Origin of the sequence: Bacteroides sp. An51A (assembly GCF_002161565.1) — a bacterium.
GTDB lineage: Bacteria > Bacteroidota > Bacteroidia > Bacteroidales > Bacteroidaceae > Phocaeicola > Phocaeicola intestinalis.
The window spans coordinates 295,336-314,169 of record NZ_NFIC01000004.1; the positions used below are offsets into that span (position 1 = coordinate 295,336).

The following is an 18,834-nucleotide window of genomic DNA, read 5'->3' on the forward strand; positions in this document are numbered from 1 at the left end:
CATGCACGAAGGAAACAGAACCGAAATAGCGACGCTAGGCGAATTTGGCTTAATCAAGCGTCTGACGGAAGATATTAAATTGGAGAACAAGGAGTCGGTGTACGGCGTAGGCGATGACGCCGCCGTACTCTCCTATCCGGATAAACAGGTATTGGTTACTACCGACCTGCTGATGGAAGGCGTACATTTCGACCTAGTATATACTCCGCTGAAACACTTGGGGTACAAGTCGGCCATGGTGAACTTCTCGGATATCTATGCCATGAACGGGACACCCAAGCAAATCACCGTATCGCTTGCCGTATCGAAACGCTTCTGCATCGAAGACTTGGATGATTTCTACGAGGGAGTGAAACTGGCGTGCCGGCAGCATCACGTGGACATCGTAGGCGGAGACACCACTTCCTCCGTAACAGGCCTTGCCATTTCCATTACCTGCATTGGGGAAGCGGACAAGGACTGTGTGGTTTATCGCAACGGTGCGAAAGAAACCGACCTGATTTGCGTATCGGGTGACTTGGGAGCCGCTTACATGGGACTTCAGTTATTGGAACGTGAGAAAGCGGTATTCCAAGGAGAGAAGGACGTGCAGCCCGACTTTGCCGGAAAAGAATACCTGCTGGAACGCATCCTGAAACCGGAAGCACGGCGCGACATCATCGAAAGCCTGGCGAAAGCCGGAATCAAGCCCACGGCAATGATGGACATTTCCGACGGACTTTCTTCTGAATTGTTGCATATCTGTACGCAAAGCAAGGTAGGATGCCGAGTTTACGAGGAGCGCATCCCGATAGATTACCAGACCGCCGTCATGGCGGAAGAATTCAACATGAACCTTTCGACCTGTGCCCTCAACGGAGGCGAAGACTACGAACTGCTCTTCACCGTCCCCCTCACGGCACACGAGCAAGTAGAGCAGATAAAGGATGTGAAAGTCATTGGCTACATCACCAAGCCCGACTTAGGCTGTGCCTTGCTTACGCGCGACGGCACCGAGCTGGAACTGAAAGCCCAAGGCTGGAATCCGCTGAAGTAAGATATAGAAATAGCATTATTCACTACAGAGGGCACAGAGTACCACAGAGAAAAATTTAAATACTCTGTGTGCCTCTGCGTCCTCTGTGGTGAATAGAATGCTTAAATTATGCATCATAATCTTTCTCCCGACAACGGTGGAAGAAATAATCTGTCAGAAAGTGCGCGTTTTGTTGTAAGAATTTCCGTCCGTACTCTTCCCCTTTTAAACTGTTCAGCATCGCATCCGGTAGCATGCCCCTGTCTTGCAACATGCAACTCAAGTCGTATGGAATCACGTCCGGGCTAAGTAAGAAAGAAAGCGCTTTTTGAGCAGCGGCTTTTGCATCGTAAAACGGATTGTCGGGCGACTTGACACATTCGCATAACTGGGTTTGTATGTACAGTCCGGTTCGAGGACTTGCCATCAAGATCAATCCATGCTTTGCTCTTATTGGAGGCAACTTCAATCCTTCAGCCGTACGGTATTTCATCTCATGAGTCAGGAAGTCAATCATTTCCTGCCGGGATTTGCAGAAATAAAAAAGCTTTCCGCCGGTTGCCCGTATGAAGTCTTCATACACAGCCTTTTCGTTCCGATGTTCTTTTTTGTCACGCAGGCTTTCTACAGCTTGCTTTATGTCATTATTCAATGACGGCAACAGACTCATTATACCTATTTGATTCCACACTTTTCCATAATGCAGCAAGGTGCAGAGAGCAACTGATTCACCCACTTGCCTGTCTTTGATAGAACTCAAGTCGAAAGAATCCTTAGTAACTCGATACACTTCATCCTTACCGCATAAGTCCTGTAAATACAAGAAACCGTCATCTTCCCCTGTAAGCAAGAAGAAACTTTCTATATACTCCTTTGTCGAACGCCATTCTTGCGGACCGTTGTTCTGTTCAGCCCACAATGCCAGCCATTCGCAAGATGTCAAGGATAAAAGGTCTCTGCGCCCTTGCAACATCAAGGCTGTATAGGTGTTATATACGAGCAAGTTCTTCTTCCCTTGCCAATCCTCGCTTAAATCGCTTGTTGTTTCTTCTAATTCATCCTCATATTGCTTTTGGTTTTCGATATTGAAATAAGAGTCATAATGAAACCATTGCAATACTAAACGATACTTCTCGAAACTGTCCCATCCTCCTTTTCCCTCGGGATGCATAAATTGCCAAAGCCGTTCATTTTCGGGTGCTGTTTCATAAATCTCATCCAATATGCAGTAAAGTTCATTCGCGAAAAGTTCTATCACTGGATTTTCGGGATTAATAATACGTCCTTCATCTCGGGAAGAGAACTGTATATGATGCCATAACAGAAAGCGTATGTCTTCTACATTAATTTCATCGGGGTAATAATTTTCATCCAGCGGATAAAAGGGAAGCCAGTTCCCGTAACGTTTCTTACACGCTGCTGTAAAAGTAGTCCAAATTCCTACTTGGCTGATGACATCCTCAAACCAGGCTGTCAGGCAAAGGCTAAAATAGCGGGCATCCTTCTCCTCAAACATTCCGTCTGCTAAAGGCGTGTTCAGTACTTGGTAAATCTGATTGGCTACATCGGTGTAATAGCGGTCTACTTCGTCCACAATTTGATAAGGATGCAATTTTAACCATTCTTTCGGATATATTTTCTTCATTGTTTATTGATTTTAGTTGCACACATCGTTGTTCTTTCTTGTCAATTTTGACCGAAAGTACATAAAAAAACGTTTGTCCTGTTGCTTTCCCGGTTATTTCTGCACTTTTGATAAAAAAGTTTCAAAATAGTTTGCAGATTCAAAAAATTTGCCTACCTTTGCACTCGCAATCAAGAAACAATGATTGTAAAGTTGGTGCCATAGCTCAGTTGGTAGAGCAAAGGACTGAAAATCCTTGTGTCACTGGTTCGATTCCCGTTGGCACCACAAAGAGTCAGAGAGTTACAGCGATGTAGCTCTCTTTTTTATTGCTTTATTGGGAGTCCGAAATAAAAAGGTTTTTCAACATCAAATGATTGTTTCTAAAAAGAATTAGCTATATTTGCCCTTAAAGGCTCTTTACCTTTATGGCTCATACAGCAAAGGCAACCACACAGAGGACAGCGACATTGACATTGCCGTTGTGGTAGAACGAATGAGTGATGATTATTTTGAAGATACTCCTTTATTGTGGAAACTGAAACGTAAGATAAGCAATCTTATAGAGCCAGTTCTACTTACAGAAGATACAAACAATCCTCTCTATGCAGATATTCTCAAAACGGGAATACTGATATAAACAGAAATATAGAGACCTATCCAATATAGGACCACTATATTTATATGAGATAAGTAATACAATTGTTAATAATTATGTGTAAGCCGAGGTGTAAACTACGGTGAGTTTTCCTCCAGTATGCACAACCTGCATAAGCTTGATGCCAATAAAAGTTTTGGTTTCCATCAAAATAATCCTTTGCATTTGCTGACCAGTTCGGCTACATTTTTCGCATTCATTTTCTCAAGCAGGCGTTTGCGGTAGGTTTGTATCGTGTTTATGCTGAGATACATGCGCCGGGCTATCTCTCGCGTACTCAGCCCTTGCATGAGGTATGTCAACACTTCTTTTTCCCGGTCAGACAAGGTACGGTAAGGTGACCTGTTCTCGGTTCTGCTCCGTTTACCGTACAATAGACTGAATGACTGGCTGAAGTATTCCTGACCGTTCCGTATGGTATTTACTGCCATGGGAATTTCATTAAGGTCAGCGTGTTTGGATACAGCTCCGCTAATGAAATTGCGGATGTCCGATTCGTATAGCTTGGTAGCTATCCAAGGCTCCTCATGCATAGTATATACCAGAATGGGGCATTGCGGCAGATGTTCGTGTATCATTCGGATGAGGTTGAAACCGTCTGTTCCCGGAAATTCCAAATCGGTGATGCACAGGTTGAAATCCGTTCCCGTAAGGACTTGCTTTAACGTGTTCAAGTCGTTGGCTTTCATGCAATGTGCTTGGATATGCGTACTAAGTAACTTTTCCAAGCCGTCGGTCACGATGGGATGATCATCTATCATAAGGATGTTATACAAATTCTCGTTCATTGGATTCGATTTTGAAAGTCATTATAAAGCGGTTCTCTTTTTCGCCGGTCTGGTTTTCGATTGTAGCTCGGATGGCTTTGGCACGGTCGCTTATGGTACGTAGCCCGATGCCTTTTTCTTCCGTTTGGGGACGGTTCGGGTATATGGGATGTCCGTTATCTGTAATCTGTAAGAGGATATTTCCGTCTGTATGGCGGGTGAGGCGGATGCCGATGCTTGAAGCGTCGGTATGCTTGATGACGTTCATGGTGATTTCCTGCACGATGCGGTACACTTCGCGGGCGGTCCTTTGGGGCAACGCGTCGGGTGGCGTTGGCGAAGATGAGCCTTCGTTATAGCTGACGCGGACGCCCGTGTTTCCCGTGAGGCTTCGGGCATATTGGCTCAATATCTCATTCAGGCTGAGGCTCTCGAATTCGGGCGGCATCAGTTCGTGCGAGATGGTTCTTACGTTTTCCCTTACCTGTTTGATAGCCTCAGCCATTGACGCCTGTTTTTCCGTGCGGGCTTTCATTTCGAGGGCAAGCAGGTCGTTGGCGGTACCGTCGTGAAGCTCTTTGGCGAAATGCCTGCATTCTTCTTCCAGTCCTTCGATGTAGCTTCGTGCCGATTCCAGTTCTTTTTCTTGCCTCATCCGGAGCAGTTCCCGTTCGGCGTTCCTCCGCTTGTGGCGTTGCTGGAGCAGGATGATAACCAGACATGCCAGTCCGGCTATCAGGGCGAGGGCTATCTTCAGCGAGTCGGCTTCTTGCTTCAAGACTTTCTCGCGGAGCCGGATGATTTCCAGTTCTTTCTCTTGTGTCTCGTATTTCACCTTCACTTCCGCCATTTGCGAGGTGACTTCTTGCTTGGCGAGCGAGTCCGCCCACATCCGTGCGCTGTCCATATAGGCGAAGGCTTTTTGCGGATTTCCCAAATGATGATAGCAGACCGCCATTTTTTCGAAAAGCGATTTCTTTTCGCTTCCCGTCGGATGGGTATTCAGGTAGATAAAGTCTTTCAGGGCTTCGGCATACCGCTTTTGTTCGTAGTTCGCCAAGCCTCGTGTCTGGATGAATCCCACGGCGGAAATGTTATGAGGCGGAAGCTTTCCCAAAAGTTTGTTCCCTATACCGATGTAATAACGGATAGAGTCGGTCATCCCTTTGCGCTGGAAGTACCGGTACATGCCGGGGATGCAGCGCACCTTCCATTCCGCATTGCCTTCGGGACCGCATGCGATTTGCCACGCTTGTTGGATGGAAGCCCCCGCTTCTTCAGTCTTTCCGATTTGCGCCTTGATGGCGGACCGCACTTGCCAGGCAGCGAATGTGGTGGGAAGGTCGTCGGTTTGGAGCACATACCTCAACGCATCGTCGATGTGCCTTTCCGCGTCTTCATAGTTCCGCAGGTTAAAGTAGAATACTGCCAGGTTCAGGTTGAGGTTTCCTATCCAGCTCTTGTCTCCGTATTGCCGGGCGGCATCCAGTGCCTTGTTATAGAAATAAAGGGAAGAATCTTGCCGGTTGAACCGGTGATAAAGCACACCCAGGTCGTTGTACACGCTGACGTGCTTCTCTAAGTCCTCCACTTCGGGCAAGTAGGGCAATACGCTTTTCTTCATCTCCAGCGAGCGGGCGAGTTCGCCTTTATAGAAGAGCAAGGTGGCTTGCTCGTTGAGCAGAACCGGATAAAGGGGCGAGCCGGTTACGCCTTCCATAGCAAAAGCCTTGTCGAAACAAGCCTGAGCCGAGTCGTATTCGCCTTCTCCCATAAGCGAGACTGCCTGATCATAGAGATGCGCCAGAAGGGTATCGGTAGGCAATTCTTTTCCTTTGCTTTCGGATAAAGGTATCACGAAAGCGGAAATCAGCAGGATAAGATGCAGGCAATACGTGCGCATAATTGTTTATAATAGTTAACCGATGCAAAAATAGTAATTTATTTGAAACCACATGTCGGGTGGTTGGATTTTTTTCATTCAAGGATGCATTTTGATAAACATAAGTAAGTTGCCTGTTTAACATAAGTGAGTCGGACGTTTCACATAAGTGAGCCAGCCACATCACTTATGTTTGCAAAGGCTCTTCATGCGAACATTCAATAAAGTTTATTCTCCTTTGAAAAATCACTGTTTTAGGTGACAAATTAATTGTATGAAAATGCCGTAATTTGCAAAAATATGTTTTTTAGTTAGTTCAATAACATTGAATTTATATAACCTTTTAAATTGAATAGTTATTATTACGGTTGGAGTTCGTGAGGAATTCCGCCGTTTTATAGAATTATCCTATACAAAGACCAAGATAAGGCCTATGGGATATGTGAGGTTGGATGGACATAAAAGTTCAATATGCTTCAAATACCACTGTTTTAGGTGACAAGCTAATTGGAGAAAAATGCTGTAATTTGCAAAAAGTGTATGCTCAGTAGATTGTGTGGCATATGATGAAAATTGAATGTCCGCATCCTGCCAATATATACCTTTTGAAAACAGATATATACTTCATCCGCCTGTGGATATATATTTTAGAGGCAAAATGAGAATATTATCATTTATTATATTGGTGTTAAGTCTTTTGGGTTTAACTTCATGTTATCCGACTCAGGAATATGGAGTTAAAGACGAAATTGTGACTAAAACAAAGCGATTGTTAGGACCGGGTCGAGACACAATAAAAGTCGGGGATAAATTGACCATAAAGAAAGTTTTTGAGATAGGTTCAGATATTTGTGTCAAGAATGCTCGGACTGGTGCTTGGCATATTGTAGATTCGAAGCTGTTGTTCAATTTGGATACCGGCAAGTCGATGTATGAAGATTTGCAGACAAAGGACCGTGGTAATCTGTGGGAAGAGAGAATACCTACGCTTAAGATTCCTGAAGAGACATTAAAGACGTATGAACGCTACATGATTATAGGTGCTATAGTCTTGTTGGTTTTGTGTGTTGTTGGATTCTTCCTTCTTTTAAGGGAGAATATAAACCGGACAATGATCGGCGTTTATTATTCCTTGTTGTCATTGGTCTCTTTGTTTACCAATGTCCTCTTTTTTATTTATTCCTCCTGTGATACATGGGGGTATTATGAATATCTGTTTTCACCGAGCATATACGGTTGGGGACATACTATTCTTTATTGGATTGCTTGCTTTGTGCTGATTGGAGTGAATTTGTTTGCTTATAAAGCTGTCATTATGCTTTCGGAAGTATGGTCAGGGCGTAATTCCTGTACGGGATATGCTTTTCTTGCAGTGATGGTATGGGCAGTGGTTTATCTGTTTAGTTCCAATACCCTTAACGACTATTTTCTTTGGGCACTGTATGGCATTGTGGCGTTGCATTTGATTGCTTTGTTCATTGTGAATATGAAAGTTAAAGCAAATGTGTTTGAAATGTTTTACATCTTCTTTTATTTTTGGATATGTTTGCTTCCAGTCGTTTTGTCTACTTTGACAACAATAGTGTTGATACCTCTCTTGTTGTTTGCTTTTGCAATTGTGAGGTCTGTCCCAAGTATGTTTGCTGAAGCCTTTAAAATTGATGATGGTAAAGAGAAGAAAGTTGTAGGCAAACCTGTATTCGGAGAAAAGACTTGCCAATTCTGTCAATTTTATAAACATGGTTCTTGTGAGAAATATCTGCCAGAGGATAAATATGACGGGAAGGCATATTCTTGTCCTTTTTATAGTTGAAGTTAGGTATATATTTTCATTTAAAATGATACGTTTATGGACGAAAAAGTAAGAAAACAGAAGTTTTTGCAGCTTCAGTTCTGTATGCTGTTGCTGGTGTGTACCTTGTTACCCGATTTGGGTTCTTTGTTGGGGTTACCCGATTTCAGCGTTTCGGTGTTTTGCAGCCAGTTGGTAGGTGTGATCGGAGCCGGATGGGCCTTATACGCTTTCTACAAAAGCGGGCCTATGCCCGTACCTTTCTTGTGCCTGGCAGGTGGCGGAATCGTGATAGGGTTGCTTTCGCTTATCCCCGATATGCCGGCTTGGTTGGACTATGTGGGTCTGATAGCCTTGCTTGTCGCTTTGTTTATGAGTGCAGGGGCTTTGGGCATCCGTTGGAAAAATAGTGGAAGCCAGGGAGCTTACCTGGTATTGATGGCTCTGTTGCTACATGTATACGATAGCATCGGCGATTCTACAATGACAGGCATTGCAGCACTGATAGGCCTGGTGCTTTTCTTTGTGGGATTAGGCAAACTCAAGCAAAGTGTTGACCAGAAAGGTGCACAGGGCGTGTCGCGTCTGAAGATAGCCGTTATTTTGGGTATCGTGGCAGTTGTGTTCGGCTGGATTCCCTTGTTGGGTGGCATCGTGGCAGGCATCTTGCTGATTATTGGATTTATCATTGAGTTCTTAGGGTATGGCTCGATGATGCAGTCGGCATCTTTAGGCACCGAAGGGCAAGCAGGTGCAGGCAAGTTACGCATCAGCATGATTATTTTGCTGATAGCAGCTATTATCGACTTATTCCCGTTGACAGGGATGGTCGTAGGGCTTATTTCGCTGGTTGCTTTGTGGCTGGTGTTCAAAGGCTGGAGTATGATTCTTGTGGGATTGGAACGGTATAATTAATATAATAGAATCTATGAAAACAAAACAATCAGTTTTTGCCCTTGTTGCGATAGCAGCATTGGCATTCGCCTCTTGTGGAGGTAATGGAACATCCTCATCGGGTGTAGCCAAGAAAAGTTTATTCGGCGATATACCGGAATTGTATGAAGAAAAGGCGGTAGACTTGTTGAAAGAAGCCGCATCCATGCAAGGCAAGGAGGCGAGTATGGGTGAAGCTCTTGGGCTGGTCGCCAAGATGCAGGTGATGTATGAAGAAGCAGGAAAAGAAGCCCAACCGTTGGCAGACAAACTGGTAGGGGAAAAAGTAGCATATGAATTGTCGGATAGCCTGTCTTATCAGCTTGTGTCGGACATTGAGGTGAAAAAAGTTTCTCTTCCTGAATATGCATTATTCGGGGGTGGTGAGCAGACTACACGGCTTCATGTGAACTTTGACATCGTAATGACTCAAAATTCAGAAGAATATATCAGGTTGTATTATTTGATTATGGATGATGATACACCTATCGGTTATGGATCTTGCTCAGGATTAGGGAAACATGCTGTAGGCGATACAATACATGTTAAGGATAAAATTACCGCTCCGGATGTCCCTGCAAAATATGCAAAAGCCTGCAACATGTTAAAATTTGTCACAGAATATACCTATTATTCGCAACGGGATGCATTGCGTGAACAAGCTAAGAAATGGAATGAAGAGTTAGAAGCCAAATACGGAATTAAAAAAGAAGATGATAAGTGATTTTCTTATTCCATTTGTCTCAATCGGCTTTATCTGTTATATGATAAAATAACAGCATATTATTGAATAGTTGTTACGGTCGGAATTCCGGGAGGAACTCCGACCGCTTTTTATAGAATGTTCCTATACAAAAGCAAAGATAAGGCTTACGGGACATGTGTGGTTGGGCGGTCATAAAAGTTCAATATGCTTCAAATATCACTGTTTTAGGTGACAAGCTAATTGAAAAAAAATGCTGTAATTTGCAAAAAGTGTATGCTTAGTAATTGTATGGCATATTATGAAAATTGAATATCCGTATCCAGTTAATACATACCCTTTGAAAACAAATATATACTGCATGGACAGATGAATATATACTGCATGTGCGGTTGAATATATACTTCATCCGCCTACGGATATATACTTCAGAGGCAAAGTAAGTACTACTGCGTTTTTCACACAGACGGATTGGCAAATTGCGGAATTTATACTATGAAAAAACAATAATAATAGATATGGCTGTAAAATCAATGTTGGCATGGAAATCTTTTATGCATTCCGGATTGGTCTTATTGGGAATGCTTTTGTGTTGGGGGCTGTCTTCGTGTTCGCCTTGGGAAAGAGATTTAAATAAGGTATATCAAGCCGCACAAAAGGGTAATAAGAACGCGATGTTAGTTTCCAAGGAAAAGGCTTGTACGCTTTGCAGCCATTATGGTCATATTTCGGAGTATTGCCCGCTCGTTGGCGAAAAGAGAACGATATGATAGTGCGGCTTATTCTTGACCGTATTATACCACAGATAAATGATAACTCTTTAATAGTTTTGACTGTAATTTAGATAGTATGAAAATGAAACAAAATTTGTTTGTTTTGCCTGTCCTTGGCTTGCTGCTGATGCTTTGCCAGGGATGTTCGGAGGATAAAGAAGAGAATCCTCCTGCTCCTGAGTCTCCGTCTATAACGGTTGAATCGGAAGAAGATATTCCTGTGTTTGATACTGCTGGCGGTACGCTCGCCTTGACTTTTACAACTACTTCCGATTGGACGGCTTCTGTTGACGGTGCTGCCTCGGGTTGGCTTAGTGTTTCGCCTGCAAGCGGTGAAGCGGGCACTCATACGTTGAGCCTTGTCACTACGGCAAATGATAGCTATGATGAACGTAATGCTTCGGTCACAATCACATCGGGAAGCGTAAAGAAAACCATTACCGTGACACAGAAGCAAAAGGATGCGTTGATTCTGACTTCCAACAAAGTGGAGCTGGAAGCGGAGGGAGGCGATTTCTCGATAGAGCTGCAGGCGAATGTTGAAGTGACTTATGAGATTGAATCCGGTGCACAAACGTGGTTGACTCCCGTTGCCCGTTCTCGTGGACTAACTTCCTCATTCTTGGCCTTCCATGCAGAAGCTAATGAGGAGGCGGAAGCCCGTCAGGCTGTCATCAAGTTAGCTGGAGGAAACGGCTTGACCGAAGAAGTTACGGTCTATCAGATAGGAACCGGTCCTGCCTTGGTGTTAAGTCAGTCAGAGTACATCGTAAGCAGTGCCGGAGAGACCATTCAGGTGGAATTACGAAGCAATACGGCATACGAAATCGAAATGCCCGGTGTAGATTGGTTAAGGAAAAACTCCTCCCGAAGCCTTTCCACCTATACACATTATTTTATAGTAGACCCGAATGAAACATACGACGCGCGTAGCGCGGTGATCCGGTTTATAGATAGGGAAAACGGGATAGAGCAAACCGTGACCGTCACACAGATGCAACGGGATGCCATTGTTGTGGCGCAAAATGTTTACCAAATCGGTGTGGAAGGCGGTGCTTTGGATTTCGCCGTGCAAGCCAATGTAGATTTTACCGTAAGTACAAATGCGGATTGGATTACACAAGTCGAGACGCGCGGATTGACAGAACGGATGTTATGTTTTGATGTAGCACCGAATGAAGGGGAAGAAATGCGTGAAGCGGCGATAACTTTGGAAAGCGGGAGTGCAACGCAAATCATCAAGGTACAGCAATTCGGAAAAACAGAAGAACCTTTCATCGAATTGTCTTTACAAGAGTATAAAGCCGGTAATGCAGGGGGCACTTTCCAGATTGATGTTCGGACAAATATTGAATATCAAGTGATGATGCCTGATGAAAGTTGGATTATAGAAACGATGTACGATGGAAGCACGCATTTCTTCGAGGTTTTGCTTAATGACACTTACGATGCTCGTACTGCCGAAATACGTTTTGTCAATACAGAGAAAGGCATAGAAAAGACAGTTACTGTGACACAGGAAGCATTGTATGACATTCTTATAGAGCAAAGTTCTTATGAAATAGGGGCAGAAGGAGGTGTATTGGATTTGCCCTTGCAAGCTAATATGGATTTTGAGGTAACGACTTCTGAAGATTGGATAACGCAAATAAGTGCGCGGGGCTTGACGGAACAGGTATTGCATTTCAATGTAGAGGAGAATCCTCAAGTAAAAGAAAGGACTGCTATCATTACAATCTCAAGTCCGAACGTAACTCACGAGATTCAGGTTGTGCAACGAGGTAAAGCTCCTACCCTTAAAATAATCTCTGCTCCTCAAGAACTGGATAATAAGGAACAAGAGTTTATTATCGTAACAGAGAGTGAAGTGGAATATTGGGACGTAAGTCAAGATGCTTATTGGATTCAGTTGAGAGACATTTTCACCGAGGAGTCAGAAGGCACTTATATTACTACTTATAAATTTAATGCAGAATCAAATGCTTCCTCTGATGTGCGAAGCGGGCAGATTACATTTTCTATCTATCACAATGGTTATACGGTTAGAGAAGTTGTAACGATTTTGCAAAGAGGGGACGTATCTGTTAAACCAGGTATCGACGATATGCCAACAGAAGAATGGTAACACAAAAAGTATGAAAATATGAAAGCAATAAAGTATATATCCGTAGCAATATTCTCGGCTTTGTCTTTAATAGCCTGTCAAGACAATTCCTTTAACGCAACGAATAAAGACATTAGAATATTTGCAGATTCTAACGTCAAAACACGTGTAGCATTTCACGAAGATGAAAGTGCCAATAAAACATACGTTACATGGGAAGAAATGGATGCTATCTCCCTTTATACGAAGGGGCAAGTTCCCATATATTATCAAGCAATGACAACTGAAAATTCTAATCAAGTTGAGTTTGTCAAAGGGACTCCTGAGGCGTTAAATGGAGAAGAGGGAGATTCGGTCTATGCTTATTTCCCCGCCTATAAAAATTATCCGAATGACACTTATACGAATGATGGAATAGAAATAAACTGTGATAATTATTCAACATTCCTTTATGCCAAGAGTAAAGTAGAGAACAATCAAGTCCATTTAACTTTTAAGCATTTATTTGCTTATCTGAAGCTCACTGTGACAGAGAACCTTTTCCCGAAAGATTGTCATCCTCAATCTATGGCGATTTGGGGAGAGCATATTTTACAGGGAAAAGGAACATTCAACCTGTCTGCAGAAACTTTATCCATTGAAGAAGGCATTAACCAAGTTTCTATGGATATAAACTTGGAAAACGGTTCTACAAGCATGTATATCCCTATTTTACCTCAACCTGATGGCACAAGGTTAACTTTTTATTATTTCGGAGAAGATGGATGGGGGGATTTTCTTTTCGCAAGGACTGCACCCAAAGGAGGTTTTAAAGCCGGACATGTATATATTTTGGATACAGGAAGTGAGAAGGAATTGGAAGAAATGGAAAAGCAAAAAGAAGCATTAATCGCATTGTATCACGCTACCCATGGAGAAAGTTGGGTAAACAATACGAATTGGCTGAGCGACAAACCCATTTATGAATGGTATGGTGTGAACAATAATGAATATCGCACCATAGAAAGTCCCTATGTGGTTATGCTTAACCTCGCTAATAATGGATTATATGGACAATTACCACCAGAATTTGCTGACTTGATGAATAGCTTGGAAGCAGGAAGTCTGGATATAAGCGGAAACGGCATTTATGGTTTTGTCCCGGATGCGGTGAAGCAACATTCTGAATGGGATAACTTCGGGTGGAATATCATACAACAAAATCCTTGGAATGGAGGTCGTATTGATATGACAAATATCAACCTCCGAATGGAAGATGAAGAGGTTGAGTACTTGGATGAATCGCAAGGGAAAACTAACATCTATGACATATTGAGAAAAAATAAAGTCAACCATATCATGATTGACACGCCCAGCGATGCTTTCGCCAACATCCATCTTTCCTATCACAATAAAGGTTATGCAACTATCATAGCCCACCAAGACTGGATGGGTGCAACAAGGGAAGGAACCATTCAAGACACAAAAGATTACCCAATTAAAGATATGATAAGGCTTTGGAATTCATTGGGGAATGGAAGTTTGTCAGGACTAAGCGGAATGGGTAATAGCTTCCTTATTGACAATGAGGGAAATTTGATTGAAATGCTCAATAAAGATTGGGGTGCTCCTGAATCTTATTATACAGATATCGTGGACAGTATTCTTTATGCGCGTTTGGGAGAACCGGAGGAACATCCCATATTCTCTACTGAATATTATACATCTACGGATTATTCACGTGATGGAGAAGTGGTTACTTTGCAAACGGCAAGTGTGGGTAAAGGGATTGACTTAGTGTTTATGGGCGATGCTTACGTAGATAGGGACATGGAAACCGGAGGTAAATATGAAACAGATATGAAACAATCCATGGAATATTTCTTCTCCATTGAACCATACAAGTCATTCCGCAACCGCTTTAATGTATATGCAGTAAAAGTGATATCAGGTACAGAATACATTTCAGACCAAAGTGGGCGCATGGATCTTCGAATCGGTATGTTTATGGGAAATGACTATGGCGGAGACGATAATATCTGCTTTGAATATGCTTCTAAGATTCCTGACATAGATTTAGATAATGCGACAATTGTAAATGTTGTGAATAATCCAAATGGTTTCTTTGTTTCTGGGTATACCAATATGTACGATACAGGAGCATCTGTCGCTCATATAGATGTCGGTGGTCCGTCAGAAGTCATCATCCACGAAGCGGGTGGCCATGGCTTTGCCAAGCTATTGGATGAATACATCTATGAAGGATATGAAAATGTCACGGCAACTACTGAAGATAAAGCTTCTTTTGATTCATATTACAAATCAAGGGGATGGGGTGCAAACATAGACTTCACGAATTCACCCGACGAGATTCAATGGGCGCATCTGCTTAAAGACGAACGTTATGCTAACGAGGTAGGTATTTACGAAGGTGCATACTTATGGGCGAAAGGAGTATACCGTCCGACAGAAAAAAGTGTAATGAATCAGGATTACTCGTGGTTCAATGCTCCCAGCCGTGAGGCCATCTACAAAGCCATCATGCGTGCATCCGAAGGTGATAATTGGACATATGACTTTGAGGACTTTGCCTCGTATGATGCAATCAACCGGACAATGGCACGAAGTGCTAAAAGTCTTTCGACAGATAAGAGAAAAGTGATACACCGACCGCCGACATTCATAAAAAGCCCGTGGCAGAATAATACCGTGGTGCCTTACAGATAATAGTAGCATAAAATTGAAGAGACATAATTTGCGGTCGGAGTCCGTGAGGGATTCCGGCCGTTGTTTTTTATATGCCTGCCGTAAGTTTGTATCTGAGAAGCGAAGATATCGGTAATGTCAGGAGACACAGTTATTATGTGAGAAACACAGAAAAATTACAATAAAAATGGCACATAGAGTGATTATCGTCTGTCATCTCCATATGCCATTTTATGTTTTAGGGACATTTACTGAATATCCCCAAATAGGAATTGTCGTTTAATTCATTCAATTTATGGCTTCAAATGTGCATAAATAGTCTCTGTTTATTCTTCAACAGCAGTCTCTACGGTTTCCATCTGAACACCTTCTACAAAATCAGTTTCACCACTTGACACAAGCAGATTGTACCATTGAATCAGCTTTTTGATATCACTGGTATGAACACGGTCACGGTCATAATTGGGCAATACTGCCGCCATAAACCCGTGCAGCTCGTCACTGGATGCTTTCTTATAATTGAACTGCACTTCAGCACCATTTTCTTTTTTCTTTACCGATTCGAGCACAGTAGCCAATGGCACTTCTTCAGCATCGGTGTACATAGCAATATCGCCCAACGAAATCACTTTATCACTGGCATAGACCGGCATTCTTTTCTTATCTGCGATATTTTCAACAATCAACATATTTTTAGCCTGAGAAATCAGCTTATACAGTCCCGGTTTTCCCGAGATTGCCAAAATAGTTTTCAACATACGAGTTTCTAATTAGTTTAATAATTTATTTTAATAGGACAAAAATACAATACACGACCGACATACACAAACTTTATCCGTTACCTTTTATCATTTTTTCTAAAGTTTCCTGCAAATCGTCTAATTGAAGATTTAACGGACGACTCCCGTCATTGAATATGATAAAGTCTGAGCGGTCCTGCTTGGCTTTATCATCCATCTGAGCTACTATCCGCTGACGTATTTTCTCTTCGGTTGTACTGTCACGCAACATGACCCGACGAATCCGAAGTTCTACCGGAGCATACACCATGACAACCTTATCTACAATGTTGTCGAAGCCCGACTCAAAAAGGATAGCCGACTCTAATGCCACAACCTCACATCCGGTTTGCCTGTCCGCCCATTTCAGAAAGTCAGCCTTTACCTGCGGATGGACAATGGCATTAATTTGCCCGGCATGACAAGAATCGGCAAACAGATAATTTGCCAGCAAAGGCTTATTAAGTGTGCCGTCACTCTTGTAAACCTCTTTTCCAAGCAATGCTGTCAGCCTCCGGCGAATCCCTTCATCAGAAAGCATCAGACGTTTTGCTTCCGAATCGGTATTATAGACCGGAATTCCATAGTGTTCTGTCAACAAGCGGGAAACATACGATTTTCCGCTCCCAATTCCTCCGGTAATACCTATCTTCACCATTCGGTTTCCTCCCCCGATGTCTGTTCTATTAAATAATCGACCGAAGCTGGCGTAATACGGACATGACTGACATAATCGGGAGAAGTCTTTAGAGTCAGCGGAAGCTTGTCACTCTTGGCCCGAATGATATCCTCATAAGTAACACCAATAAAAAAGTCGTCTGATGTGGCATCCTTGAAATGCGCCAAACCTACTTGAAACGTCACCTGTACTTTCGAAGGGAAAGTACGCAGCACCTTATCGGCAGGGAAATTAATGCCCACAATCGGCACCTCTACAGTTTTTTCGGAATACATATCGACATACACCAGCAGGTCATCGTATGCCGGAACAAACTTCACTCCTTTAATCTTCTGCAACATTACCCGCTGGTTCAAAGTATCCGTTACATTTTGCAGATGCACTTTCTCGGTATAAGCAGCCGTCAATGTATCGAGCACTTCTTCGGGGGCATATGCGATGACCGAATCGGGAGAAAAACCTATGTGGGAAATATAATACTGCAAGCCGGCACTTACTTCACCTGCCAGCCTGACAGGAACTTTCTTCGCCTTGCCCATCGTGTAAATAAAATCAAGCGTATCCGGACGTACCGAAAGCAGATGGGTAGAGACGTTCAATTGTGCCGAAATCTTCTTCAACAGGTCTGCCGAAGAAATATGCACATGCGCCCCCCGGTCCTTATAGTCGTTAAAGTCAAACGAAATAGGGAAAAAGGTTCTTCCCAGCATATAGTTCAGCAAGACTGTCCCCCGATCTTCCACCCTTACCCGCACATCGCCTGGCAGTTCGGATGTCAACACGGCTTCTTTCGGGACGTTTTTCAAGCGTAAAGGCACCTTAAATTCTGTCTGATAGACATCATCCAGTGTCTGCAACATCCAAAAAGCGAAAGAGACCAAGACAAAAAACAAGAAGACCAGACTCTCCTTGCACTTATCGCTAAGCAAGAATTTTCTGATCTTCCGTATTCCCAGTCTATAATATTGCTGTATGTTCTTTACATCGAACATATATCCGTCTCTTATTTATTGTTTGCAGCCTGTGTATCAGCGTAAATAGAGTTCTTGTCTACTTTCAGTTTTACACTCGGAGCCACTTCTACAATAACAGCATTGTCTTCTATTTCTTTAATCTTCCCATAAATACCTCCGGCTGTAACGACCGACTGTCCTACCTCCAGGTTTTTGCGGAAGTTTGCTATTTCCTTCTGCTTCTTGTTTTGGGGACGAATCATAAAGAAATACATAATAGCAAAAATTGCTACCATCATAATCAAGAAAGAGTAGTCGCCTCCTCCTTGTGCTGCCATAAATACAGTTAACAAATTCATAATTATCTTTTCTTGGTTAATAAAATATCAGCAGACAAATATATCAATTTTTTGTCAGCTTGTTTTCCTTTTTCAATTGATTAACAATTCCATCCAGTGTGCCATTAATAAAGCCGCCACTTTTGGGAGTGCTATACAATTTGGCTATCTCCACATATTCATTCAGCGATACATTGACCGGGATATTGGGGAAAGTCAGTATCTCGGCTAGTGCAACCTGCATAATCACCACATCCATTGCGGCAACCCGTTTCAGGTCCCAATTTTTCGAATGTTCACTAATCAGGTGACGGTAATAATCGGCATTCAAAATGGTACGACGGAAAAGACGGCGCGCATAGTCTTTGTCTTCATCGTCTTTGAATTCGGGCAACAGTTCCTGCTTGTCCCCGTTTTCGGGGGCAAAACGTTTGATGGTCTTGAGCACGAATGTATCGACAATCTCCTTGTCATCGTTCCAATACAAACTCTGGTCTTCCAGCACTTCATCCAATGCCTGATTGTTGAAAATTACCTTCTTATACAGCTTCCGCCATACTTCACGGTCATCTTCATACGAAGAAACTTCGCTTGCCATGTATTCCTTATATATATCACTTTGCATAATCTGCTCGCACAAACTCTTGATGAACTCGCCCTCGTTCTCCCATGTTTTCTTCTGAGAATTGACAAATTCATTCAGCTGCCTGTTCACTTCCAGTTGCGCGATAAATCGGTTGTCTACAAATTTTGTGTTAGGATTCAAATCTTCCGGCGTGGGAGCAAGCTTGTGCCTGGCAGCATCCAGCCGCCTGCTGGCATACCGCGTCACTTCTACCATCAAAAGCAAAAGATAGTTGTACAGATCATACGCCTTGGACAAACTGAAGAACAACTCCTTTTCTGCAGTATCCAAATTTTTCCCGCCATTCTGATAATAAGCGTAGATTATCTGAACCACCTTCAAACGAATAAGAACTCTGTTAATCATACTAATTATTATAACTATGTCACATTATGAGGTGCAAAAATAATGATTTTCATCCATACGCTCCAAATAAAGTACGCATTTTTACTGTTTTTTTCTGTTTATAGATATTTTAAGACATAGTTCCTTGGCTTTTTGCAGAAAATTCAGCAATTTTGGCA

The 18,834-nt window shown here is 42.8% G+C and carries 15 protein-coding genes and 1 tRNA gene; 8 read left to right on the forward strand and 8 right to left on the reverse strand.

The genetic code is table 11. The features are described from left to right. The first annotated feature begins 1 nt into the window (after position 1). Positions 2–1,036 carry a thiamine-phosphate kinase gene (gene thiL / locus B5G04_RS09635; RefSeq protein ID WP_087251512.1) on the forward strand — a complete coding sequence of 345 codons (1,035 nt, stop codon included), beginning with the start codon at positions 2–4 and terminating at the stop codon, positions 1,034–1,036. 106 nt (positions 1,037–1,142) lie between these two features. Here the strand turns inward: thiL and B5G04_RS09640 are convergent, their stop codons facing one another. Continuing rightward, the gene (locus B5G04_RS09640) at positions 1,143–2,660 is read right to left on the reverse strand and encodes a DUF3843 family protein (protein WP_087396948.1); all 1,518 of its coding nucleotides are present in this window, start codon (positions 2,658–2,660) and stop codon (positions 1,143–1,145) included. Positions 2,661–2,854: 194 nt separating this feature from the next. Between B5G04_RS09640 and B5G04_RS09645 the strand changes: the two genes are divergently transcribed. Together B5G04_RS09645 and B5G04_RS09650 are read left to right on the forward strand one after the other, a co-directional pair. Then, positions 2,855–2,927 (forward strand) — tRNA-Phe (locus B5G04_RS09645). A gap of 115 nt (positions 2,928–3,042) precedes the next feature. Further along, the gene (locus B5G04_RS09650; RefSeq protein WP_087396950.1) at positions 3,043–3,279 is read left to right on the forward strand and encodes a nucleotidyltransferase domain-containing protein; all 237 of its coding nucleotides are present in this window, start codon (positions 3,043–3,045) and stop codon (positions 3,277–3,279) included. A gap of 164 nt (positions 3,280–3,443) precedes the next feature. Here B5G04_RS09650 and B5G04_RS09655 read toward each other — a convergent pair whose 3' ends face one another. Continuing rightward, complete coding sequence (locus B5G04_RS09655) at positions 3,444–4,085, reverse strand: response regulator transcription factor (RefSeq protein ID WP_087396952.1); 642 nt, start codon at positions 4,083–4,085, stop codon at positions 3,444–3,446. Continuing rightward, positions 4,066–5,967, reverse strand: coding sequence for an ATP-binding protein (locus tag B5G04_RS09660; protein WP_087396954.1), 1,902 nt, complete (start codon positions 5,965–5,967; stop codon positions 4,066–4,068). Before B5G04_RS09660 ends, B5G04_RS09655 begins: the two co-directional genes overlap by 20 nt. A 730-nt stretch (positions 5,968–6,697) precedes the next feature. Here B5G04_RS09660 and B5G04_RS09665 point away from each other — a divergent pair. The 5 genes from B5G04_RS09665 to B5G04_RS09690 all read left to right on the forward strand — a co-directional run bounded on the left by B5G04_RS09665 (position 6,698) and on the right by B5G04_RS09690 (position 14,957). Next, positions 6,698–7,759 (forward strand): hypothetical protein, encoded by a 1,062-nt coding sequence (locus tag B5G04_RS09665; RefSeq protein ID WP_143270454.1) that lies wholly within the window; start codon positions 6,698–6,700, stop codon positions 7,757–7,759. 36 nt (positions 7,760–7,795) lie between these two features. After that, a complete protein-coding gene (locus B5G04_RS09670; RefSeq protein WP_022041268.1) occupies positions 7,796–8,653 on the forward strand; it encodes a hypothetical protein in 858 nt (285 codons plus the stop codon). A gap of 13 nt (positions 8,654–8,666) precedes the next feature. Next, positions 8,667–9,395: a hypothetical protein gene (locus B5G04_RS09675; protein ID WP_087207189.1), complete on the forward strand. Its 729-nt coding sequence runs from the start codon at positions 8,667–8,669 to the stop codon at positions 9,393–9,395. A gap of 828 nt (positions 9,396–10,223) precedes the next feature. Next, on the forward strand, positions 10,224–12,272 hold the full coding sequence (locus B5G04_RS09685; protein WP_087396962.1) for a BACON domain-containing carbohydrate-binding protein: 2,049 nt from the start codon (positions 10,224–10,226) through the stop codon (positions 12,270–12,272). A gap of 18 nt (positions 12,273–12,290) precedes the next feature. Beyond that, positions 12,291–14,957 (forward strand): M64 family metallopeptidase, encoded by a 2,667-nt coding sequence (locus B5G04_RS09690; protein WP_087396964.1) that lies wholly within the window; start codon positions 12,291–12,293, stop codon positions 14,955–14,957. A 305-nt stretch (positions 14,958–15,262) separates the two neighbouring features. Here B5G04_RS09690 and B5G04_RS09695 read toward each other — a convergent pair whose 3' ends face one another. From B5G04_RS09695 to nusB, 5 genes are all read right to left on the reverse strand, one after another. Beyond that, entirely contained in the window at positions 15,263–15,694 is a 432-nt protein-coding gene (locus tag B5G04_RS09695) for a DUF5606 domain-containing protein (RefSeq protein ID WP_022041263.1), read from the reverse strand. Positions 15,695–15,767: 73 nt separating this feature from the next. After that, positions 15,768–16,373, reverse strand: coding sequence for a dephospho-CoA kinase (gene coaE / locus B5G04_RS09700; RefSeq protein ID WP_087396966.1), 606 nt, complete (start codon positions 16,371–16,373; stop codon positions 15,768–15,770). After that, positions 16,367–17,386: a YbbR-like domain-containing protein gene (locus B5G04_RS09705; protein WP_022041261.1), complete on the reverse strand. Its 1,020-nt coding sequence runs from the start codon at positions 17,384–17,386 to the stop codon at positions 16,367–16,369. The genes coaE and B5G04_RS09705 overlap by 7 nt, the downstream gene beginning before the upstream one ends. Positions 17,387–17,397: 11 nt before the next feature. Beyond that, positions 17,398–17,706 (reverse strand): preprotein translocase subunit YajC, encoded by a 309-nt coding sequence (gene yajC, locus B5G04_RS09710; protein WP_022041260.1) that lies wholly within the window; start codon positions 17,704–17,706, stop codon positions 17,398–17,400. Between the two features lie 43 nt (positions 17,707–17,749). Next, positions 17,750–18,676, reverse strand: coding sequence for a transcription antitermination factor NusB (gene nusB, locus B5G04_RS09715; protein WP_022041259.1), 927 nt, complete (start codon positions 18,674–18,676; stop codon positions 17,750–17,752). Positions 18,677–18,834 lie beyond the last annotated feature (158 nt).